Source organism: Streptomyces sp. NPDC002680 (genome assembly GCF_042889145.1).
GTDB classification, from domain to species: Bacteria; Actinomycetota; Actinomycetes; order Streptomycetales; family Streptomycetaceae; genus Streptomyces; species Streptomyces adonidis.
In genome coordinates, this window is the sequence record NZ_JBIAQP010000003.1 from 198,879 (window position 1) to 223,126 (window position 24,248).

A 24,248-nucleotide genomic window follows, 5' to 3' on the forward strand; every position below is an offset into this window, starting at 1 on the left:
CACTTGGTTACAGGGAGTGCACCGGCGCGTTCGATCCGTATTCGATCATTGCGAGTGCGTCACCGAAGGCGGAAGGGGCGGTTTCCGGTACAGGCCAAAGGGGCATTCACACCGTGGCGTGGGGCAAAGGAGGTCTCGGGGGTGGCGTTGGTGGTGGCACAGGAGGTGCCCACGTCGTCGAGCATGGCCGTTCCCCATGGCCCTGCGGGCGTGGGGGAAGCAAGACACCGGATGCGTGATCAGTTGCGTACGGGCGGTGTGGCGGAATCGGTCATCGACGACGCTGTGTTGATCCTGTCCGAACTCTTGAGCAATGCGTGCAAACACGGTCGGCCACTGGGCGAGGCCCTGGCCGGGGACGGCGACGTCCGGGCCGCGTGGCGCGTGGATTCCGGCGGCAGGCTCGTCGTCGAGGTGACGGACGGCGGCGGTCCGACACGCCCGGTTCCGGCGACCCCTTCGGTCACGGCGCACGGCGGACGCGGGCTGAACATCATCACGGCGCTGGCCAACGACTGGGGTGTCCGGGACGACACCCGGGGCGAGGTCACGGTGTGGGTCGTCGTCAACGACGACGTGCACGACCCGGACGCGGGCCATCGGCGTACGGACTTCGCCACCCGCATCACGGCCCGCTCGATGTCCGCGATACCCGACCTGGACTTCGCGGACGCGTTCGACGACATGGACTGACATCGGCTGACAGAGTCCGGCGGCTCCCCTGGCACAAGCCGGCGGATCCGCTGACAGAACCTGGCAGATCCGGTGACGGCCGTTGTCCACAGGGTCCCGTCGGCCGTCGTACGAGCGGCTAGGCTCGCGCCAGTACGAGACGAGCCGTAACCGGGAGACACCCACGATGGCCAAGAAGCGACCCCAGACGAAGGCCTCGCGGCCCCAGCTGTCCGACGGCGACATCCCTGTTGTCGGTGCGCGCGAGCCCTGCCCCTGCAACAGCGGCCGGCGCTACAAGGCCTGTCACGGCCGGGCCGCCGCGCACGCGGTGACCGAACTGGTGCACCGGCCCTTCGAGGGCCTGCCCGGCGAGGGCGACTGGGTGGCCCTGCGCGAGCTGGTCCCCGCCGCGACCGTGGAGCTGACCCTCAAGTCCGGTCTGCCCGAGGGCGTTCCCTCGGTCACACTCGCGACCGTTCTGCCGATGGCCTGGCCCGCCCTGCGCCGCGACGACGGCTCGGTCCTGCTCGGCCTGCAGAACGACACGTCGTCCGGCGACATCAGCCGCGACCTCGCCGACACCCTCCAGCGCGCGCTCACCGCCGCGCCCGGTACGCCCGTACAGGGCCGCCGGGCCCCGGCCGACGGTCCGCGGCTGCAGGATCTGCTCGATCCCGAAGGCGCGTTCGAGCCAGTTGTGCACACGGGCTTCGAGTTCTGGGTGCCGGACGCGCAGAACGCGACAGCGGACGTCACCGCCTCCCTGGAGCGGGCCAACGACGCCGCCATCCCGACCGTGAAGCTGACGGGCGTCGACGCCGCGTACTGGTGCGAGACCCCCGACAAGAACCACCTGCGCTGGGTGATGCCGCACGGCGAGGAGCAGCTGCTCGACGCCCTCGCGCGGCTGCACGCGGCCGGGCAGTCCAGCCTCGGCGAGGGCACGCGCCTCGTGGGCTCCTTCCGCGCGCACGGCCTCACCGTCCCGGTCTGGGACCTGCCGACCGGCGTCACCGCGGAGGACGTCGAGAAGCCGGCCGCCGAGTTCGCCGACCGCCTCGCCACCGCGCTGGCCTCGGACGCCCCGCTCACTCCGGAAGAACGCCGCGCGCGCGGCGGCCTGACCAACCGACAGGTGACGCTCAGCTGAAACACGGTCGGAGGCGCATACTCCGCTTGAGGTGACTCCTGTCACAACTCCCGCTGAGAATCGCAGAATCGGTGTCCGAATAGCCGAGATCGAATTTGCGAACAGCCGATCTCTTGTTAGCGTTGCAGTAGCCCGGTTGCTGGTGCATCCCCCGTCGCCAGCAACCGGGTCTTTCTGTGCCCGGAGTGCCGCACCGCGTTCTGTACGGAACCGCGCCGGACGTCAACTCCCGTCGGACGCCCCGGAGTTGCTCCCCGATCGCAGCAGCAGCGGCCCCTGTCCGGCCGCCCCCGCAGCCCCCGCCGCGGCGAACTCCGCCACCGCCGAGTACGCCCCCGGCCCGCCCGTCGTGCGCTCCCTGGGCGTCTCGCACACCCCCGGCTCGTCTTCCGCACCGACCGCGCACCGCAGTTGCACAGTGCGGGCAGCGGGCCCCATGAGGCTCAGCACAGACGTCAGTTCATGACCGGTCGCGTTGCGGTAGTAGGTGCGTGCCCAGGTCTCCTCCCCCTGGGACAGCACACAGGTCTGTGCCTCGATGCCGTCGGGGGAGGTGAGTTCGGGACCGCAGCGGGCCGCCGTGGCAAGCCCCAGGCCCAGCAGCGGGGAACCCGTGGGATCGGCGGCGTCCGGCGCCTTGCCGTCACCGGGGTCGTCCTGAGGACCCTTCTCGGGCATCAGGGAGAGAAGGGCGTCGCGGTCCGCGTCGCCCACGGGCCCCGCGGAGGCCACGGCCAGCGGAAGCGCGACCGTGAGCGCCACGACGCCCGAGAGCGCGAGCAGACGGAGGTTCATGAAGCCGAAGATAACTACAGGGACCGGGCGCCCGGTTGCCCGCGCGCCCGACACCCCTACAACTCGGGCGCGCTCACACCCGTACGAGTGAGAGCCTCGACCACGGCGTCCACCACGGCCTCGACATCGGGTACCCAGGGCGAGGCCGAGCCGGGCAGCGGTGCGCGCTCCCAGCGGACCTGGCCAAGACCGGTCTCGGACGGGGGCAACGCGATGTAGCCGCCCTCGCTGTGGAAACGGAGGGAACCGGGCACGAAGTCCTTCGCGTACAGCAGTTCGCCCAGCTGTTCCATCGTGTACGGCTTCACGAGCAGCGACCAGCGGGTGGGCGCCGCGACGACCGGACCCAGGCGCATGCCCATGCGGTCCAGGGCGTGGAGCGCGCGGGCCGCGGCCGGGGCGGGCAGGCTCACCGCGCACGGGGCCGTGCCGCCGGTGGCGAGGATGATCGGGGCCGTCGGCCGGTTCGTCCACCACCAGCGCACCATGCGCTCGTCGGTGGTGGCCGCGAGCAGGCCGGGGTCGAACGGGTGAGCACCGGGGACCGTGCACTCCGGATCGGGGCAGCCGCAGCGTGCGCGCCCCTGTGGGTCCGGTGCCACGCCCGGGAGTACGGGCCACTGCCATTCGGTCGCGAACGTCAGAGCCGCGCCGAGTACTTCAGGCTTCCCGCCGCCGTCACGCCGGGACAGGAGCCTGCGTCGCCTTCCGAGCCTTCCGAGGATCTCGCGCATGAGCGCTCGTTCCTTTCCGTTGCACGCCTGGCAACACCGTGGGCCACATCACACCATGTGTCGATCACTTCACTGTGCGTACCTTTTGGCGCATCACGCCCCGGGGAGAGGCAAGGGGAAGCCCCCTTGTGCGCCGAGCGCCGATCGTTGGCTACGTCCGCGTCCATACTGCGTTCAGCAAAAGCATGGGCATGGCGCGGGGTGGCGGAGTCTGGCGTTTTGCCGTCCCGCGTATTTCTCTCCGCCTCCACCAAGGGAGGATGGGGCACGGCCGTCGGTGGTTAAGACGCCCGGGTCCGTCGCCAGGTTCCGGGCGGTTCCACAACCACCCCTGGCCTTCTCCGAGTACGTACCCACCAAGACCGCTGTGACGCTCCGTCGAACCAGGCCAGTCGACCGCAATAACCCGCTACCCGAGTCAGTTTTAAGCCAACTTTGCTTTTTCGCAAGGGGACCCCGGGAAACCCATGGACACCAGGAATCCCGGCAGGACAATGCTGGACATCCCCTCACGAGTGCGTGTACATGTGGAGACACTGCTAGCGGCGCAGAATCACATGGGGGTTTGCGATGCTATTGAGCAATACGCGCCGGTCGGAAGGCCGGACGCCATGAACGCCCCTCACCTCCCGAAAGTGGCTGGAATCGATTCAACGGTTCCCTCGCCCGCACACACTGTCGCGCCCGCGCCCGTAGCCCCGGCAACCCCTGCCGACACACCCGCGCTGACCTGCCAGAACGACCCCGGAATCCTCCTCCAGGACCGCCTCGCCGGCTGGGTGTCGGACCTCACAACACTGCACGAACTCACCGAGCGGCTGGCACGCACGGCAGCACTCGCGGACGCACTCCAGGAACTGCTGCGCGCCGGAGCCGCCCTCGTGGGCGCCCGGCGCGGTCTCGTCGTCCTGGAGCCCGGTGACGGACTCGGCCCCGACACCACCATCGGCCTGGGCCTTGCCCGCGCGGACCTCGGGCACATCGAGACGATCCCGCGCGGCGCGATGCCGTACGGACAGCTCCTCGACACGGCCGCAGGGCTGCCCGGCGGCGAGAGCGAAATCACACACCCGGACCTCCTCGCCGAGGACGGTCTCGACCCCCGCCACCGCGAGGTGGCCGCCCGTCTCGGCTACGCGGCGAGCTACGCGCTCCCCCTGTCCACCGAGTCCGCGGGCCGCCTCGGCGCGGCCGTCTGGCTGTACGACGAACCCGCGGAACCGGTCGAACGCCAGCGCCATCTCGTCGGCCTGTACGCGCGGTACGCGACCGAGCACCTGGCGCGACTGGTCGAAGTGGAGCGCACGCGCGCGTGCGTGACGACGATCTCCGAGGAGCTGCTGCCCGCCCGGCTGCCCCGGGTGGCCGGTGTCCAGCTCGCCGCCCGGCACCGCACGGGCCCGCGCGGCGGCGGCGACTGGTACGACGCGCTGCCGCTCCCGGACGCGGCCCTCGGCCTCGCCGTGGGCGCGGTGACCGGCTCCGGGCCCAGCGCGATCGCCGCGATGGGCCGGCTGCGGGCCTCCCTGCGCGCGTACGCCGTGATGGAGGGCGAGGACCCGGTGGCGGTCCTCTCCGACCTGGAGCTGCTGCTGCGGCTCACCGAGCCCGCCCGCTGCGCCACCGCCCTGTTCGCTTACTGCGAGCCCGCGCTGCGCAAGGTCACGCTGGCCGGTGCCGGGCACTGCCCGCCCCTGGTGATCGGCGAGCGGCGCACGGAGTTCGTGGAGACCACCGTGTCGGCGCCGCTCGGGATGCTCGCCTGCTGGGAGGCGCCCAGCGTGGAGTTCCGGACCGAGCCCGGAGAGACGGTTCTGCTCTACACCGACGGGCTGCTGCACCGTACCGGCGAGCCCGTGGACCGGGCCTTCTCGCGGCTGCACGCGGCGGCGGCGAGCGTGCCCAAGGGGCTGCGCGACGATCCCGGCGCGGTCGCGGACCACGTCCTGCGGAGCATGCTGCCGGACGAGGTGGACGCGTCGGACGGTCAGGAGGACGTCGTACTGCTGGCGGCACGGTTCGAGTGAGCGGCCGGTCGCTTCTCGTACCTCTGGGCCCTGTCCCGTACGACCGTACGATGGACGGGGTCCAGTGCCGTATCTAGGAGGATGACCGTGGCCGACGAACTCGTTCCGGAGACCCCGGAAACTGAGTCTGAGGAGCCCATCAAGCAGCGGAAGAACGGCCTTTACCCGGGCGTCTCCGACGAGCTTGCCGAGAGCATGAAGTCCGGCTGGGCCGACACGGAGCTGACAGGCCTTGCGCCCATCGCGCAGGCCGCGGAGACCGCCGCCCGCCGTGCCGCGCTCTCCGCGCGTTTCCCGGGCGACCGGCTGGTGGTCCCCGCGGGCAATCTGAAGACGCGTTCGAACGACACGGAGTACCCCTTCCGGGCCTCGGTCGAGTACGCCTATCTGACCGGCAACCAGACGGAGGACGGCGTCCTCGTCCTGGAGCCGACGGCTGACGGCCACAAGGCGACGATCTATCTCCTCCCGCGTTCCGACCGCGAGAACGGCGAGTTCTGGCTCTCGGGGCAGGGCGAGCTGTGGGTCGGCCGTCGGCACTCACTCACCGAGGCCGAACAGGTGTACGGCATTCCGGCCTCGGACGTGCGCGAACTGACGGACGCCTTGCGTGAGGCGACCGGTCCGGTGCGGGTCGTACGCGGGTTCGACGCGGGTGTCGAGGCCGCGCTGACCGACAAGGTCACCGCCGAGCGCGACGAGGAACTGCGGGTCTTCCTGTCCGAGGCGCGGCTGGTCAAGGACGAGTTCGAGATCGGTGAGCTGCAGAAGGCCGTCGACTCGACCGTGCGCGGGTTCGAGGACGTGGTCCGCGTCCTGGACAAGGCCGAGGCCACCAGCGAGCGGTATATCGAGGGCACCTTCTTCCTGCGCGCGCGGGTCGAGGGCAACGACGTCGGCTACGGCTCCATCTGCGCGGCCGGGCCGCACGCGTGCACGCTGCACTGGGTGCGCAACGACGGGGCCGTGCGCTCCGGTGAGCTGCTGCTGCTGGACGCGGGCGTCGAGACACACACGTACTACACGGCCGATGTCACACGGACGCTGCCGATCAACGGCACGTACACCGAGATCCAGAAGAAGATCTATGACGCGGTGTACGACGCGCAGGAGGCCGGGATCGCGGCGGTTCAGCCCGGTGGGAAGTACCGGGACTTCCACGATGCGGCGCAGCGGGTGCTGGCCGAGCGGATCGTGGAGTGGGGGCTTGTCGAGGGGCCTGTGGAGCGGGTGCTGGAGCTGGGGTTGCAGCGGCGGTGGACGCTGCACGGGACTGGGCACATGCTCGGGATGGATGTTCACGACTGTGCGGCTGCGCGGGTCGAGTCGTATGTGGACGGGGTTCTTGAGCCGGGGATGGTGTTGACCGTTGAGCCCGGGTTGTATTTCCAGGCCGATGATCTGACTGTGCCTGTGGAGTATCGGGGGATCGGGGTTCGGATCGAGGACGACATCCTGGTGACCGAGGGTGGGAATCGGAACCTTTCGGCTGGGCTTCCTCGTCGGTCGGATGAGGTTGAGGCTTGGATGGCTCGGCTCAAGGGTTGAGTTTTGGCTGCCGAGTCGGTGGGGGCTTGTCGCGCAGTTCCCCGCGCCCCTAGGGGATTACCCGCCCCTAGGGGATAGCCGGTAGGGAGTCCAGGAACAGGGCGCCCGCGAAGAGGCCCGCGCTGCCTCTTGGGCTCCATCCTCGTGTGTGGAGGTCGGTGTCGAAGGCCGTCAAGGCCTTGGCGCCCGCCTCCGTCGATGTGCCGCCCGCTTCCAGGATTTCTCGGGCGCCTGCCTGGACGTGACGTAGGCCGTGGGGGCCTGCCGTGTACAGGAGTTCGGTGTCCTGGAGCGTCGACATGACGGTCAGGAGGGCGTCCAGGCGGGCCTCCTCCTCCGTCGCGCCGTTCGAGCGGGCGGTGGCGAGGGCGTCCAACGCCCGGCGTACGTGGGGGAATCCGGCCCTCGCCTCGCCTCGGGCGCCGGCCGCGCCGTACTTCGCCGACACCGAGGAACCCCGGGAGGGTCTGCGCGGGGCGCGCTTGTCGGGGTGGGAGGCGATCCGCTTGGCGGCGGCAGCGACATCGCGTGCCTTGGCCCCGGGGTCCAGGGCCGCCGCCGCGACCAGCAGGCCGAGCGCCCACAGGGCGCCCCGGTGGCCGCCGCCCGCCAGCGCCACCGAGTGCTCGGTGGACCGGCCGATCGCGCCCAGCTCCGTACGGAGCGCGGGCGTCGGTTCGCCGGTGCGGCGGGCCGCGGCGGCCATGGCCGCGAGGCCGGGCGCGAGCGCCTTGGCCGACCAGCGCAGGGCAAGTTGGTCCTTGCGCGTCACCCGGGCGTCGAGATCGCGCGGGTCGGGCAGGCCCGGCTTGGGAGCCAGGGCCAGCTGCCCGGTCAGCGCGTCCACGGCGGCCAGCGCCAGCGCCTCGTCCTCACGGCTGCTCATGGCCGTACCTTACGAGGAGGCCGTGGCGGACGGTGAGGCACTTTCGGTCGGAGCGTCCGTCGGCGGCTCGCCACTCGGGGGCGTACCGCCGCCACCGCCGCTGCCCGCGCCGGTGTTCTCGGCGTCCGGGTCGATGCCCAGGGTGATGAAGCCCTTGTAGCCCTTGGAGACGTCCTTCTTGTGGACCGGCTTCAGGGTGAGCAGACCGCTGGAGGTGCCGCCGCCGTCGTACACCATGTCGTTGTCGAGGGTGGTGTAGCTGCCGGTGTGCTGGGAGTAGGGCTCCAGGGCGAAGATCGCCTCGGCCGCGTCGTCCGGGAAGAAGAACTGGCCGGTGTAGTTGACCTTGCCACCCTCGTAGGTACCGTCCTCCTTCTCGCCGCCGGTGTGCACCTTGACGTGGATGTGGCAGGTGCGCGGGGTGTACCAGCCGGGGAAGATCGTCTCGAACTTGACGACCCCGTTGGCGTTGGCGATCTGGTAGCCGCGCAGATAGGTGTTGTCGTCGGCGGTGGAGCCGTCCTCGCTCTCGGCGGGGGCCGAGCCGCCGGGGTTGGCGGTGGTGTAGCCGGAGTAGTAGCCCCAGGCGTCGCAGTGCCAGATCTCCACGGCCGCGCCGGCCACCGGGGCGCAGGACTCGGTAGTGTCCTGGACGGTGATGCGCAGCGTCAGCGGGACGCCGGATTTGCCTTCGGTGATGTCTTTTCTGACCAGGGCGTTGTCGAGGTAGTACGGCCCCTCCGTCACGCTGGACATCAGCACGCAGGTGCCGCTGCTCTCGCTCGCCGTGGCGGACGCGGTGGCGTCGGCCGTCGTCGTGGTCGTCGCCTCGTCCGCGAAGGCCGACTGGTAGCCCGCGACAGCGAGCCCGCCTGCGGCGACCGTGCCTCCGGTCACCGCGAGAGCGCGGCGCCGGCTGATCGTTGAGTCCTTGTGGTTTCCCGTCATGATCGGGACGGTAGGAACGCAGACCGTCAAGTACTTGGGCGAGAGCTGTGAGCAAGCTGAGGATGCTGAAAAAGCTGAAACGGCGCTTTGGGCGGACACAGGGGGATGCGGCCGCGACACGCGCGGGTGAACTCCGCCCGTGCGCCGCCGCTTTAACCCCCAGACGCGGTTACGATTTGATAACTCGCCCTTGGGCATGCATCCGGTCAGGTATCCCTTGAATCCCCAAAAGAACGACTCGGGTACCGAAAAAAACCCACACCAGACCCCTCTCGGGGCCAGGGGATCGGAGCCGTATGGTCATATGCACAACTCCCTTTACCGTAAAGGGAGTTGAATAACCGCCGTGCGCCTCACCGGCCGCTCGGCTCGTGTGGTTTCATGGCTGCCTCACTCCCAGTCACGAGCGCGCTCCCGACACAGGACGCCCTACATGTCCGTAATGTCTATTTTATCTTGACTTACGGAAGATCGAGGTTTACCCATGAACGCGCCCACCACCGCCTCGGCCGAAGAGCCGGGGAAGCAGCCGGCGGCCGGACCCGAGCGGGTCCCGCTGGTGCGGCTCGCCGCCCGTGCGGACGGGCTCGGCTCCGGCGCCCTCACCCGTGTCGTGTCGCACGGCACCCCCGACCGCGGCCCCGCCCGGGTCTCGGTCGCGGCGTTCCAGTCGGCGGTCTGACCGCCTGCCCCCGAGCAGGCAACCGCACCGTGCACTCATGGACCCGTCGCCGCATCCCCTGAGCCAGTTCGTGCTGAAGATGCACAGCCGCTGTGATCTCGCCTGTGATCACTGCTATGTATTCGAACACGCGGACCAGAGCTGGCGAGGCCGCCCCAAAGTGATCTCCGAAGAGATCCTCGACCTCACCGCCCGGCGCATCGCCGAGCACGCCCGCGCCCATCGGCTCGACACCGTGTACGTCGTCCTGCACGGCGGGGAACCGCTCCTGGCCGGCCGGGCCGGACTGCGCCGGGCGGCGGAGAGCTTACGGACCGCCCTGTCCGGCGTCTGCGCCCTCGATCTGCGTATCCACACCAACGGCGTCACTCTCGACGAGAAGTTCTGCGACCTGTTCGCGGAGTTCGACATCCGGGTCGGCATCTCGCTCGACGGTGACCGCGCCGCCAACGACCTGCACCGCCTCTATCGCGACGGCCGCAGCAGCCACGATCAGGTGCTGCGCGCGATCGCCCTGCTGAGCGGTCCCCGCTACCGGCACCTCTTCGCCGGCCTGCTCTGCACCATCGACCTGCGCAACGATCCCACCGTCGTCTACGACGCCCTGGCCGAACTCGCGCCGCCGCGCATCGACTTCCTGCTTCCCCACGCCACCTGGGACGAGCCACCGGCACGCCCCGCCGACAGCATGTCGTACGGCGACTGGCTGCTGACCGTCCATGACCGCTGGACCGCGACGGGCCGGCCCATGGGAGTACGGGTGCTCGACTCCGTGCTGCGCACCCTGCGTGGGGCCGACAGCCTCACCGAGTCCCTCGGCCTCGCCCCGGTGGAGCTGGCGGTCATCGAGACCGACGGCTCGCTCGAGCAGGCGGACTCGCTGAAGACGGCGTACGACGGAGCACCCGGCACCGGCATGAACGTCACCGCCGACTCGCTGGACGCGATGGCCGAGCACCCCGGCGTCGTGGCCCGGCAGCTGGGGCTGGACGGGCTGTGCGACACCTGCCGCGCCTGCGAGGTCGTCCAGTCGTGCGGCGGCGGGCTGTATGCGCACCGCTACCGCTCCAGGAACGATGCCGACGAGTCCGGCGGGTTCATGAACCCGTCCGTGTACTGCGCCGACCTGAAACAGCTCATCACCGGAATCCGCGACAGGGAGGCCCAGCGAATGCCCAGTCCCCGACTCCCCCTGGACGACATGCACCTCGGCGAACTCTCCGCCGGCTTCGGCGGCGCCGACGCCGTGGAGGCGCTGGCCCGCCACGAGCTCACCGTCAACCGCGAGCTCCTCGCCGCCGTATGGCACAACAGTCCGCACGACGCGACCGGCGCGGCCGCCTGGGAGACCCTGGCGGTCCTCGATGCCGAGGCGCCGGAGTCGGTGGACGCGGTGCTCGCCCACCCCTACCTGCGGCCCTGGGCACAGCGGGCCCTGGCCGGCGACGCGGAGACCGGTCCGATCGCGATGCGCGGGGTGGCGGAGCTCGCCGCGGCGGCGCTGCTGCGGGCCGGCCGAGCGGGCACGGTCACCGTGCCGACCGGCTCCGGGGTGCTGCGGCTGCCGACCCTGGGCGCGCTGGTGGTGGGCGAGGCGGGCGAGGCACAGGTCACCGCGGGCGGGGACGAGGGCTTCGGTGTCCGGGTCTCCGGGCGGGAGCACCTCGTGGGCCGCAAGGCCGGATCCGATCCGGCGTGGCTGGCCCGGCACCGGTTCGAACTGCCCGGCTGGGCCGTCGTCCTGGAGGACACGGACCCCTGGCGGGACGCCCACGGATATCCCGTGCGGGCCCGGCTGTCCGCCGCGGCGGCCGAGGGGTGGCGGAGCGATCTCACCGCCGCGTGGGAGTGGATCCGGCGCGAACTGCCCGCGTACGCACCAGGACTCGCCGCGGGGCTCAGTGTCGTCACCCCGCTGCGGGAGTCCGCCGCGGACGCGGACATCAGCTCGGCGGCGCGGGACGCCTTCGGCGCGGTCGCCATCGCGCGGCCTGGGACGCCCGAGACCCTGGCGTGTCTGCTGGTGCACGAATTCCAGCACGTCAAGCTGGGCGCCGTACTCGATCTGACGGATCTTCACGACCCCGGCTGCGAGCGGTTGTTCTACGCTCCGTGGCGTCCGGATCCGCGGCCGCTGGAGGGGCTGTTGCAGGGGACGTACGCGCATGTCGCCGTGGTGGACTACTGGCGCGCGCTGCACCGCAGCACAGGTGACGCCACCGCCGAGGTGCAGTTCGCCCGGTGGCGCGAGCAGACCGCGGAGGCGGTGCGGACGCTGGCCGGCTCCGGGGCCCTGACGAAGCTGGGGGAACGGTTCGTGACGGCCATGGGGGAGACCCTGTCGACACGGCTGACGGATCCGGTGAACGCCGACGCCCTGGCCGAGGCCCTCAGGACGGCTGCGGACCACAGAGGGATCGCGGCGCGGTAGGGGCGCCGGAACGGCGGCGAGAACCCGTCGCGGCAGCACACCCCGACCGGTGGCTCCGCTCATCGCACAGCGCGAGCCTTGGAGTCCTCGTGCCCTCTCCAGCACCCCACCCCGGTCACCGGCAGTGGGCCCGGGCGCGGCGTTCGGTCTGCCGACCGCCGTCTTCATCGTCATGTCGTTCGTCCTCCGCGACCGACGTCCCGTCAGTTCACGCCTTCCGAGCACCAACTTCGCTGCACTGTTCCGCAGTTGAGGCTGCCGTTCCTACACTGGACCGTCATCGGCGGCCTATCGGGGGGTATTCGTGCGAGTGGACGCGGAAGACCCCAGAAGCGGGCGGCCGTACTTCTTTCTCAGCTACGCGCACACACCGCCGAACGCCCCCGAAGTCGCAGGCCCCAACCCGTGGGTGAAGAAACTGTACGACGACCTGTGCAAACACATCCTGGAGATGACGTCGTTACAGGTGGGCGAGAAAGCCGGGTTCCTGGACCAGGAAATAGCGCTGGGAACGCGGTGGACGGACAAACTCTCGGAGAATCTGGCCCGGTGCCAGGTGTTCGTGCCGCTGTACTCGCCCCGGTACTTCATCAGCGAACAGTGCGGCCGTGAGTGGTGGGCGTTCTCCCAACGGGAGATCTACCGCCGGGCCCTGCGCGGGAAGTCGCACGAGAGCGCCATCGTCCCGGCGTTATGGGTCCCCGTCGAACTCGCCCAACTGCCCCAGGTGGCGAAGGACCTGCAGTTCCACCACGCGGAGTTCGGGGACGACTACGCGGCGGAGGGGTTCTACGGACTGACCAAGCTCAGCTATCTCAACGAGCAGTACGAACGCGCCGTGTACCGACTGGCCCAGCGGATCGTGCGCGCGAGCAGGGCCATCGACCTGGAGGAGGGACAGATCTTCAGGCAGTACGAGTCGCTGCCCAGCGCCTTCGGCGACGCAGCGCACCCTCCCGGGTTCGACGTCACGGTGATCGCCCCCTGCCGGTCGGACCTGCCTGCCGGCCGGGTGCCCGACTACTACGGGGACACCCCGGCCGAGTGGAACTCGTACCACCCCGTGTCGACCCGCCCCATCGCGGAGCACGCCGCCGACCTCGTGCGGGCCATGAACTTCCGGGTCACCGTCAGCGACTTCGAGAACGACGCCGACCGCCTCCTCTCCGCCGGTTCGCCCACCGCCCCAGTCCTGCTGCTGCTCGACCGGTGGGCCCTGTACTCGCCGCGCGTCGCCCAGCTCCTGGCTCAGTTGGGCGAGCAACAACGGCCCTGGATCAGCGTGATGATCCCCCAGTACAAGGACGACGCGATCCCCCCGGACCGGGAGCGGCAGCTGCAGGAACTCACCGACCGGGCCCTGGCCGCACGGCAGACCGCCGGCTCGGGCCACCGGTCGCACAGCGGTGGCATCCGCACCCTGGAAGCCTTCCAGGCCGAACTCCACAAGGCCGTACGACAGGCAGTGACCTACTACGAGGCCCACGCGAAGACCTACCCGCCGCCGGGGCCGCCCACCGATCCCCCGTGGCTGCCCAGATTGGGGAATCCCGTCTGAGCACGCCGCCGAGAGACCCGGCGGACATGGCACGAGGGAAGAGCAAGGCCGACACAGCGGAGGGCTCCATGACCGAGAACCGCAAGGGTTCAGTGATCACCTTCTACTCGTACAAGGGCGGGACCGGCCGGACCATGGCGCTCGCCAATGTGGCCTGGATCCTGGCCGCCAACGGGTATCGCGTGCTCGCAGTCGACTGGGACCTCGAGGCCCCGGGCCTGCACCGGTTCTTCCACCCGTTCCTCAAGCCCTCCTTACTGCGGGCCACCCCCGGCCTGATCAACCTGATCGACGACTACCGCCGCGAGGCACTGCGCGACCTCCCCGACCGCGAGCCGGACTGGCACCGCCGCTACGCCCGCGTGCGCCCCCACGCCATCTCCCTGGAATGGACCTTCCCGAAGCCGGGCAGCCTGGACTTCCTGTCGGCCGGCATACAGCACCGCGACTATCCGATCGTCGGCAACATGGACTGGGACAGCTTCTACAGCAGCTACGGCGGCGGGCAGTTCTTCGACGCGATGCGCTCGGACATGGAGCGGTACTACGACTACACACTGATCGACAGCCGTACCGGCCACAGCGACCTCGCCGACATCTGCACCGTGCAGATGCCCAGCACCCTGGTGGTCTGCTACACGCTCAGCGACCAGAGCATCGAAGGCGCCGCCACGGTCGCCCAGGACATCGAGGAGCGCTACGGCGACAAGGGGATCCGCATCCTCCCGGTCGCCATGCGCATCGACGACGGCGAGAAGGACAAGGTCGACGCGGGACGGGCGTTGGCCCGGGAGCGCTTCGAGGACCTGCCCAGCGGCCTGGACGCCGAGGAACTCGACGCCTACTGGGGCGCAGTGGAGATCCCCTACCGCCCCTACTACGCCTACGAGGAGATCCTCGCCCCCTTCGGCGACCCGCCCAAGGTCGCCAGCTCCATGCTGACCGCCTGCGAACGGCTGACCTCCGTCGTCACTGCGGGCCGGGTGTCCTCCCTGCCACCCCTCAACGACGTCAAGCGCAACCAGTACGTCTCGGCCTACACCCGCCGCCGCCCCCTGCCGCCGTCGAAGCTGCTGCTGCAGTACGTCTCCGAGGACCGGATGTGGGTGGACTGGCTGGAGTCGGTGCTGCGCGAGGCGCGCTTCGAGGTGGTCTCCCAGGACGTACGGGCGATGACAACCCTGGAGATCGGCGGCGAGGCCGTCTCCAGCGGCTCGCACCGGGTGCTCGCCGTGGTCTCCCCCACCTTCCTCAGCTCCCGTACGGCCATGGCGGCCTGGGACGCCACGGTGCACTTCGGCGGTTCGCAGAAGCACCAGCCGGTCGCCCTGCGGGTCGGGGACGTGCAGCAGATCCCGCACGCGAGCCGGGGCGGCACCATCGATCTGGCCCGACTGGACGAGGAGACGGCGACGACCGCGCTGCTCACCGGTCTGGGCCGCCCCGGATCACCCCAGACGGTCGTCCGCCCGCACGGCGCACGCTTCCCGAACACCAGCACCAGCGTGTCCAACGTCCAGCCCCGCTACCCCTTCTTCACCGGCCGCTCGCCGATCCTGGAGCAGGTGCGCAGTCAGTTCGTGGCCGTCGCCGCCGGACAGCGGCTGCCCCAGGTGCTGCACGGTCTCGGCGGCGTGGGAAAGACCCATCTGGCCCGCGAGTACGCCAACCGCTTCAAGGCAGACTACGACCTGGTGTGGTGGGTCGACGCCGAACAGCCCGACCTGGTCGCGCCCAAACTCGCCGACCTCGGCCGACGGCTCGACCCGAGCATCGGCGACGACGTGTCCGAGGCCGTCGAAGCCGCGCTCCAGGCACTCAGGGCCGCCCGCCCGTACAAGCGCTGGCTGCTGGTCTTCGACAACGTCGAGGACCTGGACCAGGTGATCAATCGTTTCAGCGAGCTGACCGGTCCGATCCCGGACGAGGTCTACGGCCATCTCCTGGTCACCACCCGCACCAAGCCGACCTCCACCCAGGTGCGGCCGCTCCAGGTCGACGTCTTCACCCGGGAGGAGAGCGTCGAGCACCTGACCCGGCGGGTTCCGGGGCTCAACGAGGAAGACGCGGCCCGGGTCGCCGACGCGGTCGGCGACCTGCCCCTGGCGATCGAGGTCGCGGCGGGCTGGCTGGAGACGACCGCGACGCCCGTGGGCGAGTACATCGAGCAGCTGCGCGAACAGAGCACCCGGGTGCTGTCGGTGCCGGCCGCCGTCGACGCCGTGGAGTACCCGTCCTCCGTGGGCGCCACCTGGAACATCTCCATCACCCGGCTGCGCCATGAATCGCCCGCGGCGGCCCGGCTGCTCGAACTGTGCAGCTTCCTGTCCGCCGAACCGATCTCCATGACCCTCGTCGGCAGCGACCCCATGATCAAGGCCCTATTGCCCTACGACAAGGACCTGCGCGCCCGGTACATGCTCGGCAAGGTCACCCAGGCGCTGCGCAAGTTCGCGCTGGCCAAGGTCGACTCCACGGACAACTCCATCCAGGTGCACCGGCTGGTCCAGTCCGCTGTGCGCGACAGCATGGACCCGGCCGTGGCCGAGGACACCGTCCACGAGGTGCACCGCATCCTTGCCGCCGTACGACCGCCCGAGGGAGCGGTGGACGACCCCGCCAAGTGGGACGAGTTCGAGGTGATCTGGCCGCATCTCGTCCCCTCCAACATCCGAGAGTGCGCGGAGGAGGAGCCCCGGCAGCTGATGGTGGACCGGATGCGCTATCTGTGGAAGCGCGGCGAACTGCATGTCGCCCGCACCCTGGGCACGCAGCTCAACGAGTTCTGGAGCACCGAGTTCCCGGACTCCAACGACGAGCAGATCCTCAACCTCCGTTTCGAGCTGGCCAACATCCTGCGCTCCCAGGGCGAGTACCAGGCCGCCCGCGAGATGGACGAGAACACCCTGGCCGCACAGCGCCGGCTCCTCGGCGAGGACCACCCCTCCCTGCTCATCACCTCCGGCAGCGTGGCCGCCGACCTGCGGGCGCTCGGCCGCTTCAACGAGGCACTGCAACTGGACCGGCGGATCTACAGCGGATTCCGCGAGATCCTCGGCGAGGACGATTCCCGGACCCTGCGCTCCGCCAACAACCTCGCCATCGACCACCGCCTCACCGGCAACAGCGAGGCGGCCCTGCAACTCGACGAGGACACCGTGCGCCGCCGTACCGCACTCGACGGCCCTCTGCACCCGTACACCCTCACGACCCGCAGCCACTACGCCCGCGACCTGAGGGAACTGGGCGAGTACGACGACTCGGTGGAGATCCTGCGCGAGGTCAGGGACAACTTCGGGCAGGTGCTCAACCCGTACGTTCCCGAGGTGCTGCGGGTCGACAAGAGCCTCGCCGTGTCCCTGCGCAGGGCCGGCCGGACCGAGGAGGCGCTGCGGCTGAGCGAGCAGACCTGGGAGACCCACACCCGCTACCGCGACCGGTACGGCCGCTCCATTCCCGAGGAACTGGCCTGCGGGCTCAATCTCGCCGCCGACTACTTCGCCACCGACCCCGAGCAGGGGGCCCGGCGGGCGGTACAGCAGATCGCGGAGGTGCAGGAGGGCTACCGGAACTCCTTCGGTCCCGAGCACCCGTTCACCATGTTCTGCCTCAACAACCTGGCGACCTACCACCGGGCCCTCGGCGAGCCGGAGAAGGCCGCGGAACTGGCCGAACAGGCCCGCGCCGGCCTCACGACGACCCTCGGCGACGCACACCCGTCCACCCTCAGCACGGGAACCACCCTCGCCAACGCCCTGGCCGACCTCGGTCGCCTGGAGGAGGCCGAGCACTGGGAGCGGCTGACCGTGACCGGCCTGCGGGGGCGTCTTGGCCCCACCCATCCCGACACCCTGAGCAGCATGGCCAACCTCGCGGTCACCCTCCGCGAGCTGGGCCTCGACAAGGAGGCCACCCAGCTCCACCAGGAGGCGGAGACCGAACTGGTCCACCGCCTGGGCGATACACACCCCTTGAGCACGGCGGCGGTCGGGTGGCTGCGGAGCGACCGGGATCTGGAACCGCAGCAGGTGTGACCGGGCAGGTGGGTCTCGTCCGGCGGGCTCATCGGCCGGGGGCTCCCGCCGAGCCCGTACGCCGAGCCCATCAATCGTGCTCACCCGTCGTGCCGGGAGGCCCATCCGATCACGCGGGTCATCACGCGCAGCGCGCCGAAGTGGGCGGCGTGGCGTTCGACCTCGACGCGGGCCCTGGGGATCTTGCGGCCGAGCCAGCGAGTGTGTTCCACCGGGGCGAAGATGTCCTCCTCGCCGTGCCAAAGGAAGACCGGGGCGGTGATGCCCGACAGCTCGAAGCCCCAGCCCGTGCTGAACGCCATGACGTCGTCCACCCAGCCGTCGGCGGAACTGCGCAGCCCCTCCGCGAAGTTGCGCTCCAGCATGGCCCGGATGCCGGCGTCCGCGATGATCCGGCGATCGGACTCGGGCAGTCCGCTGCGCATCTCGGCGATGGAGGCCGCCGGATCAGCGCGGATCGTCCGCGTGCGTCGCCCCAGCGTGGCAGTGAGCCGGTGCCGGCCCGCGGCCGCGTTGACGTACGCGTGAACGTTGGCCTCGGTCATACCGTCGAACCAGTCGAGGTCGGCGGCGTCCGGAGGGGCGAGCCCAACCAGTGAGCCAGCCCGTGCCGTGCGCTCCGGAAGCAGCGCCGCACAAGCGAGCGCGTGCGGTGCGCCGCCCGAGCGGCCCACGACCCCGAACCTGTCGATCCCAAAGGCGTCGGCGATCAGGCGGACGTCCTCCGCCGCCGCGCTCACCGAACGGCCGGGACTGCGGTCCGAGCCTCCGTATCCCGGCCGGTCGAACGTGATCAGCCGGACCCTCATACGGTAGAGGACCGAAGGCCGCGGCGCGGGTCCGAGTCTGCTGCCGGGGGTGCCATGCAGCAGGAACACCGGACGGCCCTGCGGATCACCCCGCTCCTCGACCGACAGCCGCCGTCCGTCCCTCGCTCGTACCGTCCACGCCATGGTCAGCCCCCCGTGGCCCGACGTCGCGCCGATTTCCCGTCCGGTCAGTATGCAGACCGGAGTCTCCGGAGTCATGACGTCGGTGGAAAGGGCGTCACACCGCCATCAGCGGCGCGTCCTTCCGCCACTTGAGCATCTTGTCGAAGCTGACCACCGCGCCGCCCCGGCCCGGCTTGTTGCCGATGGTGACGTGGTCGGCGAGTTCCTCGATCAGCGACAGGCCCCGGCCGTGCTCCGCGTCGTACGGGACGGCCGCGACGGGTACCGGGCGGCGCGGGGTCTCCGGGGCCACCGTGCTCGCCGTGTTCAGCGGGCTCGCCGGGAAGCCGGGGCCCGAGTCGGCGACCTCGATGCGGCACTTCTCGCCGTCGAGGTACGCGGTGACGCGATAGGCCCCGCGGGAGTCGCCGTGCGCGCCGTCCCCGGCGTGCTCGACGGCGTTCGCACAGGCCTCGCTGAGCGCGAGGGACAGGTCGTAGGAGATGTCCGGGTCGACGCCCGCCGTCTCCATCGTGCCCAGCAGCAGGCGTCTGGCGAGCGGAACGCTCGCAGCCTCGCGGCGCAGATGGAGTGACCACCAGATGCTCATGCTCCAGCCTCCAGGCCGCGGCTCGACATACTTGTACGTATTGCCGCGAGTGCCGGTGTGTAAGCACGCAGTTGACGTGATGCCGCCCATACGGGGGATGCGCTGCGGGCTGCAATCGGTGTATGCGGGGCGTTGATTAGCAGAAGTTGTCTTCCGCTTGTACCCGGCCGTACGGGGTGTAACCCGGCCGTACACCACCTTGTGGACCTGCCGTATGGGCGCCGTGGGGCCAGTGCGATGATGAGCCCGCCATGACTGCCCGCCGCCGGCGCACAGCGCCCTCCGGAAGCGCACTCCGGATGCTGAGGGCCGCGGTGTTCGCCGCGGTCTGTGTCGTGCTGGCCGGTGCCGGACACACTCTCGCCTCCTGCGCCTCCGTTCCGCTGTGGACCCTGGGCGCCGGTTTCCTCGGGATCCTGGCGTGCGCGGCACCGCTCGCCGGACGGACCCGCTCGCTGCCGGGCATCGTCGCCCTGCTGGCCGTCGGGCAGACGGTCCTGCACACCCTGTTCGGGCTCGGGCAGCACACCGCCACGTCGGCGGCGACTTCGGCTTCGACGGCCGCCGCTACGGACACCGACCTGGTCGCCCGGGCCGCCCGACTGCTGTGCGGTGCGCCGCTCGCGGCGATCAGCCCGGCCCAGGCCCAGCGGATCCTCTCCGACGCGCGAATCAGCACGGGCGGTACCGAGATGGGTGCCGGTGCGGACATGGGGTCCATGAGCCACTCCGCAGGCTCCCTCGCCCCCTCCGCCGGGTCCCTCACCTCCGTACTGCCGTCGCTGCCCATGCTGCTCGGGCATCTGTTCGCGGCCCTTGCCACCGGCTGGGTGCTGCGGCGCGGGGATCTGGCGCTGCTGCGGCTGATGCGGCTGTCGGCGCACGGTGTGGCCGAGGGGGCGCTCGTACGTTCCCTGCGCGGGGCGCTCGCGCTGGCGCGCGCACTCCGTGCGGGCCTTCCGGGTACGCCCGGTGCGGCACCGCGGGTCCCGCGCGCGTGCACCCTCGTACCCCTGAGGCCGCCCGCCGCCGCGCTCCAGCACACGGTGATCCGGCGCGGGCCGCCGGCCGCCGCTCTCGTGCTCGCCGCCTGACACGACGCGACCGCTCCCCGTCGGGTCCCCAGGGTCTTCGGATCCGAGGGCCCGGGGGTTCGAGGAGGCCGCCGTCGTGCGGCACGCGCGCGTGTGCACCGTTCCGCACGCGCGTCCCTCTTCCTCCGCGAACCCTCTCCGAACGTCCGGATCCCTCCGGGCCCTCGGACCTCACCGAAGTGGAGCGCCTTCCGTCATGAAGGTTTCCCGTATCGCCGCCGCCGGTGCCCTCGCCGGCGCCACCGTCCTCGTCCTCTCCGGCCCCGCCTTCGCGCACGTCAGCGTGTCCGCCGAGGGCACCGCCGCAAAGGGCGGCTACGCGACCGTCAACTTCAAGGTGCCGAACGAGCGCGACAACGCCTCGACCACCAAGCTGGAGGTCAGCTTCCCGACCGACCACCCGCTCGCCTCGGTGATGCCGGAGCCCATCCCCGGCTGGACCGCCAAGGTCACCAAGTCCAAGCTGGCCACCCCCGTCGAGCTGCACGGCGAGAAGATCTCCGAGGCCGTCTCCAAGGTCACCTGGACCGCCTCGGGCAAGGGCATCGAGCCCGGCTTCTTCCAGAAGTTCCCGCTCTCCGTCGGCCAGCTGCCCGAGGACACCGACGAACTCGTCTTCAAGGCGCTCCAGACGTACTCCAACAAGGAGGTCGTCCGCTGGATCGAGGTCCAGGAGGACGGCGCCGAGGAGCCCGACAACCCCGCTCCGGTGCTCGCCCTGTCCGCCGCCACCGAGGACCACCACGGCGGCTCCTCGTCCACGGAGGAGACCGAGGCGGCGGCCTCCGCGGAGCCCGCCGCGAAGACCACGACCACCGCCGCCGAGCCCGCCGACAGCAGCGACACCACCGCGCGCGTGATGGCCGTCGTGGGCATCGTCGTCGGTGTCGCGGGCGTGGCGTTCGGCGTGCTGGCCGGCCGTCGCCGCACCACCGTCTGACCCTCGCTCACCTCCGGTGCGCGCCGGGGGCGTGCGGTTGTCCCGCACGCCCCCGGTGGCCCACCGACACCACCTTCGGGAACTCTCCTATGCGCAAGAAGCTGTTCGCCGCCTCCGCCCTGCTCGTCGCGGCCACCCTGACCCTCTCCGCCTGCGGCAGCGGCGACGATTCCAACCAGTCCGTCGCCGATGTCTCCGTCGAGGCCGGCTCCGACAAGGCGGCCACGATCCTCGACCAGCCGTTCGAGAAGCCCGACCTCGTCCTCACCGACACCCAGGGCAAGTCGTACGACTTCCGCGCGGAGACCAAGGGCCGGCCCACCCTCATCTACTTCGGCTACACGAACTGCCCCGACGTCTGCCCGCTGACGATGAGCAACATCGCCGTCGCCAAGAAGCAGCTGTCCAAGGCCGACCAGGACAAGCTCCGCATCGTCTTCGTCACCACCGACCCCAAGCGGGACACCCCGGCCGCGCTCGGCAAGTGGCTCAAGGGCATCGACCCCCAGGTGGTCGGTCTGACCGGCGACTTCGCCACCATCCAGGCCGGCGCCCGCACCCTCGGCATCTCCATCGAGCCGACGTCGAAGGACAAGAACGGCAAGACGATCTCGATGCACGGCACCCAGGTCATCGCGTTCTCCCCCAAGACCGACGGCGGCTATGTCCTCTACGGCGAGGACGCCACCGTCGACGACTACACCAAGGACCTCCCGAAGATCATCAAGGGGCAGAACCCGTGAGGCGCCTCCCCCTGGTGACGGCCGCGGTGCTCGCGGGGGCGCTCGCCCTCACCGCGTGCGGGAGTTCGGACTCCGGTTCCGACGACAGCGGCGCCGGACTCTCCGTCGGCTCCGCCTACATGCCCCAGCCCGTCTCGGACACCATGGCCGCCGGATTCCTCGTCATCACCAACAAGGGCGCCGCCGGTGACGTCCTCACCCGCGTCACCAGCGAGGTCGCCGGCGAGGTCACCGTGCACAAGACCGTCGGGCAGACCATGGAGGAGGCCAAGAGCCTCGACATCCCGGCCCACGGCGAACTCGTCCTCCAGAGCGGCGGCGACCATCTGATGTTCGAACAGCTCAAGCGCAAGCCGCTGGAGGGCGAGAAGGTCGCCGTCCAGCTGCACTTTGCCAAAACCTCGCCGATCACCGTCGAGATGCCGGTGAAGTCCGCGACGTACAACCCCAAGACCGGACACTGAGACCGAGGGAGGGATCACCGTGACACAGACCATCGCCCCCCGCGTACGGCCCCTGGTGCTGCTGCTCCTCGCGGTCGCCGCCGCGCTGCTCGCCGGGCTGGCCGGCGCGGCGCCGGCCTCCGCACACGCGGCGCTGACCGGCAGCTCCCCTTCCCAGGGAATCGTGGTCGACAAGGCCCCGGACCAGGTGACGCTGACCTTCTCCGAGAAGGTCGCGCTGTCCGACGGCTCGATCCGCGTGCTCGACCCCAAGGGCAAGCGCGTCGACACCGGCAAGGCGGCCGAGATCAGCGGCACGACGTACGGCGTCCCGCTCCACTCCGGGCTGCCCGACGGCACGTTCACCGTCGCCTACCAGGTCGTCTCGGCGGACAGCCACCCCGTCGCCGGCGCCTACACCTTCTCCATCGGCGCCCCCTCCGTCACCTCCGTCAAGGTCTCCGACGAGGCTGCGGGCGGCGGAGTCGTCGGCGCCCTCTACGGCTTCGGCCGGTACGTCTCGTACGCGGGCTTCATCGTCATGGTCGGCGGCGCCGCCTTCGTCCTCGCCTGCTGGCAGCGCGGGGCCGGCGTACGGGCGCTCCAGCGGCTCGTCGCCGCCGGGTGGCTCGCGATGACCGCGGCCACGCTCGCGCTGCTGCTGATGCGCGGCTCGTACACCGGCTCCGGCAAGGTCGGCGACATCTTCGACCTGGGCCTGCTCGGAGACGTCCTCCAGACCAAGACGGGCGCCGCGCTCGTCTCCCGGCTGCTGCTGCTCGCGGCCGGCGCGCTCTTCATCGCGGTCCTCTTCGGGGCGTACGCCCGGCCCGAGGAGGAGGACTCCGACGAGGACGCGGAGGACGACCAGGACGCGGCGTACGACGCCACGGCGAAGCGGGATCTCACCTTCGGGCTCGCCATCGGCGGCGGTGTCGTGGCGATCGGCCTCGCCGCCACCTGGGCGCTCGCCGAACACGCCTCGACCGGGCTCCAGGCGGGCATCGCGATGCCGGTCGACGTGGTCCACCTGGTGGCCGTCGCCCTCTGGCTCGGCGGGCTCTCCGCCCTGCTGGTCGCCCTGTTCCGGGCACCCGCCGACGCCCCGATCGAGGGCTCGGCCGTACGCCGCTTCTCCCGCCTCGCCTTCGGCAGCGTGGTCGCGCTGGTCGCGACCGGCATCTACCAGTCCTGGCGCCAGGTCGGCTCCTGGTCGGCGTTCACCGGCACCTCGTACGGCCAACTGCTGCTCGTCAAGATCGGCCTGGTGATCGTCCTCGTCGGCCTCGCCTACATCTCGCGCCGCTGGACCACCCAGCTGCCGGAGACCGCCGACGCCGACGTGACGGAGCGTACGGAGGACGAGACCGCCGACGCCGAGAAGGAACCCGTCGCCGCCGGAGCCGTCAAGGGCGGGGACGCCAAGCGCGCCGCACAACTCGCCCGGCAGCAGGCGGCCGTCGACACCGCGCGCGTGAAGCGGCTGCGCGACGCCGACCCCCTGCGCACGGGGCTGCGCCGCTCGGTGCTCGCCGAGGCGGGTATCGCCGTCGTCCTGCTCGCCGTCACCACCGTGCTGACGTCAACCGAACCGGGCCGTACGGAGGAGGAGGCCAAGTCCGCCGCCGCGGCAGCGTCCTCGTCGTCCTCGTCGTCGGACTCCTCGGTCGGGACCGGCGCGCTGACCCTCGACATGACCTTCGACACCGGCGGCCAGGACGGCAAGGGCCTCGTCCGGCTCGACATCAACCCCGCCCGTGTCGGCGGCAACGTCATGCACGTGTACGTGGAGCGGCCCAACGGCCGGGCGTTCGACGTGCCCGAGGTGAAGGTCGCCTTCACCCTCACCGCCCAGAACATCGGACCGCTGCCCGTGAACCCGGACCGCGTCGCCACCGGCCACTGGACGGCGAACGAGGTCCAGATCCCCATGGCCGGCACCTGGAAGATCGCCGTGACGGTGCGGACCTCCGACATCGACCAAGTGACCGTCACCAAGAACGCGCAGATCGGCTGAA

The 24,248-nt window shown here is 70.6% G+C and carries 19 protein-coding genes; 13 read left to right on the top strand and 6 right to left on the bottom strand.

The window, feature by feature from the left end:
- Positions 1 to 54 precede the first annotated feature (54 nt).
- Together ACFYXF_RS10595 and ACFYXF_RS10600 are read left to right on the top strand one after the other, a co-directional pair.
- A complete protein-coding gene (locus ACFYXF_RS10595) occupies positions 55 to 693 on the top strand; it encodes an ATP-binding protein (RefSeq protein ID WP_389349167.1) in 639 nt (212 codons plus the stop codon).
- A 166-nt stretch (positions 694 to 859) separates the two neighbouring features.
- Complete coding sequence (locus tag ACFYXF_RS10600) at positions 860 to 1,825, top strand: DUF5926 family protein (RefSeq protein ID WP_389349168.1); 966 nt, start codon at positions 860 to 862, stop codon at positions 1,823 to 1,825.
- 222 nt (positions 1,826 to 2,047) lie between these two features.
- Here ACFYXF_RS10600 and ACFYXF_RS10605 read toward each other — a convergent pair whose 3' ends face one another.
- Positions 2,048 to 2,620 carry a hypothetical protein gene (locus ACFYXF_RS10605; RefSeq protein WP_389349169.1) on the bottom strand — a complete coding sequence of 191 codons (573 nt, stop codon included), beginning with the start codon at positions 2,618 to 2,620 and terminating at the stop codon, positions 2,048 to 2,050.
- Positions 2,621 to 2,676: 56 nt separating this feature from the next.
- Positions 2,677 to 3,354, bottom strand: a complete 678-nt coding sequence (locus tag ACFYXF_RS10610; protein WP_389349170.1) for a bifunctional DNA primase/polymerase — start codon at positions 3,352 to 3,354, stop codon at positions 2,677 to 2,679.
- 494 nt (positions 3,355 to 3,848) lie between these two features.
- On the opposite strand from ACFYXF_RS10610, the gene ACFYXF_RS10615 reads away from it, so the two are divergent.
- Together ACFYXF_RS10615 and ACFYXF_RS10620 are read left to right on the top strand one after the other, a co-directional pair.
- A complete protein-coding gene (locus ACFYXF_RS10615) occupies positions 3,849 to 5,381 on the top strand; it encodes a PP2C family protein-serine/threonine phosphatase (protein WP_389349460.1) in 1,533 nt (510 codons plus the stop codon).
- Between the two features lie 81 nt (positions 5,382 to 5,462).
- Positions 5,463 to 6,929, top strand: coding sequence for an aminopeptidase P family protein (locus ACFYXF_RS10620; protein ID WP_389349171.1), 1,467 nt, complete (start codon positions 5,463 to 5,465; stop codon positions 6,927 to 6,929).
- A 67-nt stretch (positions 6,930 to 6,996) separates the two neighbouring features.
- On the opposite strand, the gene ACFYXF_RS10625 is transcribed toward ACFYXF_RS10620, so the two are convergent.
- On the bottom strand, positions 6,997 to 7,815 hold the full coding sequence (locus ACFYXF_RS10625) for a triphosphoribosyl-dephospho-CoA synthase (RefSeq protein WP_389349172.1): 819 nt from the start codon (positions 7,813 to 7,815) through the stop codon (positions 6,997 to 6,999).
- 9 nt (positions 7,816 to 7,824) lie between these two features.
- Positions 7,825 to 8,763, bottom strand: coding sequence for an intradiol ring-cleavage dioxygenase (locus tag ACFYXF_RS10630; protein WP_389349173.1), 939 nt, complete (start codon positions 8,761 to 8,763; stop codon positions 7,825 to 7,827).
- Positions 8,764 to 9,247: 484 nt separating this feature from the next.
- Here ACFYXF_RS10630 and fxsA point away from each other — a divergent pair, with 484 nt between their 5' ends.
- The 4 genes from fxsA to fxsT all read left to right on the top strand — a co-directional run bounded on the left by fxsA (position 9,248) and on the right by fxsT (position 17,468).
- The gene (gene fxsA, locus ACFYXF_RS10635) at positions 9,248 to 9,445 is read left to right on the top strand and encodes an FxSxx-COOH cyclophane-containing RiPP peptide (protein ID WP_389349174.1); all 198 of its coding nucleotides are present in this window, start codon (positions 9,248 to 9,250) and stop codon (positions 9,443 to 9,445) included.
- A 37-nt stretch (positions 9,446 to 9,482) separates the two neighbouring features.
- Positions 9,483 to 11,876, top strand: a complete 2,394-nt coding sequence (locus tag ACFYXF_RS10640) for an FxsB family cyclophane-forming radical SAM/SPASM peptide maturase (RefSeq protein WP_389349175.1) — start codon at positions 9,483 to 9,485, stop codon at positions 11,874 to 11,876.
- A gap of 310 nt (positions 11,877 to 12,186) precedes the next feature.
- Complete coding sequence (locus ACFYXF_RS10645) at positions 12,187 to 13,434, top strand: TIR-like protein FxsC (protein WP_389349176.1); 1,248 nt, start codon at positions 12,187 to 12,189, stop codon at positions 13,432 to 13,434.
- A gap of 68 nt (positions 13,435 to 13,502) precedes the next feature.
- The gene (gene fxsT, locus ACFYXF_RS10650; RefSeq protein ID WP_389349177.1) at positions 13,503 to 17,468 is read left to right on the top strand and encodes an FxSxx-COOH system tetratricopeptide repeat protein; all 3,966 of its coding nucleotides are present in this window, start codon (positions 13,503 to 13,505) and stop codon (positions 17,466 to 17,468) included.
- 80 nt (positions 17,469 to 17,548) lie between these two features.
- Here fxsT and ACFYXF_RS10655 read toward each other — a convergent pair whose 3' ends face one another.
- Both ACFYXF_RS10655 and ACFYXF_RS10660 read right to left on the bottom strand, forming a co-directional pair.
- Complete coding sequence (locus ACFYXF_RS10655; RefSeq protein WP_389349461.1) at positions 17,549 to 18,421, bottom strand: alpha/beta fold hydrolase; 873 nt, start codon at positions 18,419 to 18,421, stop codon at positions 17,549 to 17,551.
- Positions 18,422 to 18,515: 94 nt separating this feature from the next.
- Positions 18,516 to 19,010, bottom strand: coding sequence for an ATP-binding protein (locus ACFYXF_RS10660; RefSeq protein WP_389349178.1), 495 nt, complete (start codon positions 19,008 to 19,010; stop codon positions 18,516 to 18,518).
- A gap of 251 nt (positions 19,011 to 19,261) precedes the next feature.
- Between ACFYXF_RS10660 and ACFYXF_RS10665 the strand changes: the two genes are divergently transcribed.
- From ACFYXF_RS10665 to ACFYXF_RS10685, 5 genes are all read left to right on the top strand, one after another.
- Positions 19,262 to 20,104, top strand: coding sequence for a hypothetical protein (locus ACFYXF_RS10665; protein ID WP_389349179.1), 843 nt, complete (start codon positions 19,262 to 19,264; stop codon positions 20,102 to 20,104).
- A gap of 196 nt (positions 20,105 to 20,300) precedes the next feature.
- Positions 20,301 to 21,044, top strand: coding sequence for a YcnI family protein (locus ACFYXF_RS10670; RefSeq protein ID WP_389349180.1), 744 nt, complete (start codon positions 20,301 to 20,303; stop codon positions 21,042 to 21,044).
- A gap of 89 nt (positions 21,045 to 21,133) precedes the next feature.
- On the top strand, positions 21,134 to 21,787 hold the full coding sequence (locus ACFYXF_RS10675; protein WP_389349181.1) for an SCO family protein: 654 nt from the start codon (positions 21,134 to 21,136) through the stop codon (positions 21,785 to 21,787).
- Positions 21,784 to 22,251 carry a copper chaperone PCu(A)C gene (locus tag ACFYXF_RS10680; RefSeq protein WP_389349182.1) on the top strand — a complete coding sequence of 156 codons (468 nt, stop codon included), beginning with the start codon at positions 21,784 to 21,786 and terminating at the stop codon, positions 22,249 to 22,251. The genes ACFYXF_RS10675 and ACFYXF_RS10680 overlap by 4 nt, the downstream gene beginning before the upstream one ends.
- A gap of 19 nt (positions 22,252 to 22,270) precedes the next feature.
- Positions 22,271 to 24,247: a copper resistance CopC/CopD family protein gene (locus ACFYXF_RS10685; RefSeq protein WP_389349183.1), complete on the top strand. Its 1,977-nt coding sequence runs from the start codon at positions 22,271 to 22,273 to the stop codon at positions 24,245 to 24,247.
- Position 24,248 lies beyond the last annotated feature (1 nt).

Bases quoted from the DNA above. Each gene is read 5' to 3' on its own strand.
- ACFYXF_RS10600 (WP_389349168.1), top strand. From the start codon at position 860: ATGGCCAAGAAGCGACCCCAGACGAAGGCCTCGCGGCCCCAGCTGTCC.
- ACFYXF_RS10605 (WP_389349169.1), bottom strand. From the start codon at position 2,620: ATGAACCTCCGTCTGCTCGCGCTCTCGGGCGTCGTGGCGCTCACGGTC.
- ACFYXF_RS10610 (WP_389349170.1), bottom strand. From the start codon at position 3,354: ATGCGCGAGATCCTCGGAAGGCTCGGAAGGCGACGCAGGCTCCTGTCC.
- ACFYXF_RS10615 (WP_389349460.1), top strand. From the start codon at position 3,849: ATGCTGGACATCCCCTCACGAGTGCGTGTACATGTGGAGACACTGCTA.
- ACFYXF_RS10620 (WP_389349171.1), top strand. From the start codon at position 5,463: ATGACCGTGGCCGACGAACTCGTTCCGGAGACCCCGGAAACTGAGTCT.
- ACFYXF_RS10625 (WP_389349172.1), bottom strand. From the start codon at position 7,815: ATGAGCAGCCGTGAGGACGAGGCGCTGGCGCTGGCCGCCGTGGACGCG.
- ACFYXF_RS10630 (WP_389349173.1), bottom strand. From the start codon at position 8,763: ATGACGGGAAACCACAAGGACTCAACGATCAGCCGGCGCCGCGCTCTC.
- fxsA (WP_389349174.1), top strand. From the start codon at position 9,248: ATGAACGCGCCCACCACCGCCTCGGCCGAAGAGCCGGGGAAGCAGCCG.
- ACFYXF_RS10640 (WP_389349175.1), top strand. From the start codon at position 9,483: ATGGACCCGTCGCCGCATCCCCTGAGCCAGTTCGTGCTGAAGATGCAC.
- fxsT (WP_389349177.1), top strand. From the start codon at position 13,503: ATGACCGAGAACCGCAAGGGTTCAGTGATCACCTTCTACTCGTACAAG.
- ACFYXF_RS10655 (WP_389349461.1), bottom strand. From the start codon at position 18,421: ATGGCGTGGACGGTACGAGCGAGGGACGGACGGCGGCTGTCGGTCGAG.
- ACFYXF_RS10660 (WP_389349178.1), bottom strand. From the start codon at position 19,010: ATGAGCATCTGGTGGTCACTCCATCTGCGCCGCGAGGCTGCGAGCGTT.
- ACFYXF_RS10665 (WP_389349179.1), top strand. From the start codon at position 19,262: ATGACTGCCCGCCGCCGGCGCACAGCGCCCTCCGGAAGCGCACTCCGG.
- ACFYXF_RS10670 (WP_389349180.1), top strand. From the start codon at position 20,301: ATGAAGGTTTCCCGTATCGCCGCCGCCGGTGCCCTCGCCGGCGCCACC.
- ACFYXF_RS10675 (WP_389349181.1), top strand. From the start codon at position 21,134: ATGCGCAAGAAGCTGTTCGCCGCCTCCGCCCTGCTCGTCGCGGCCACC.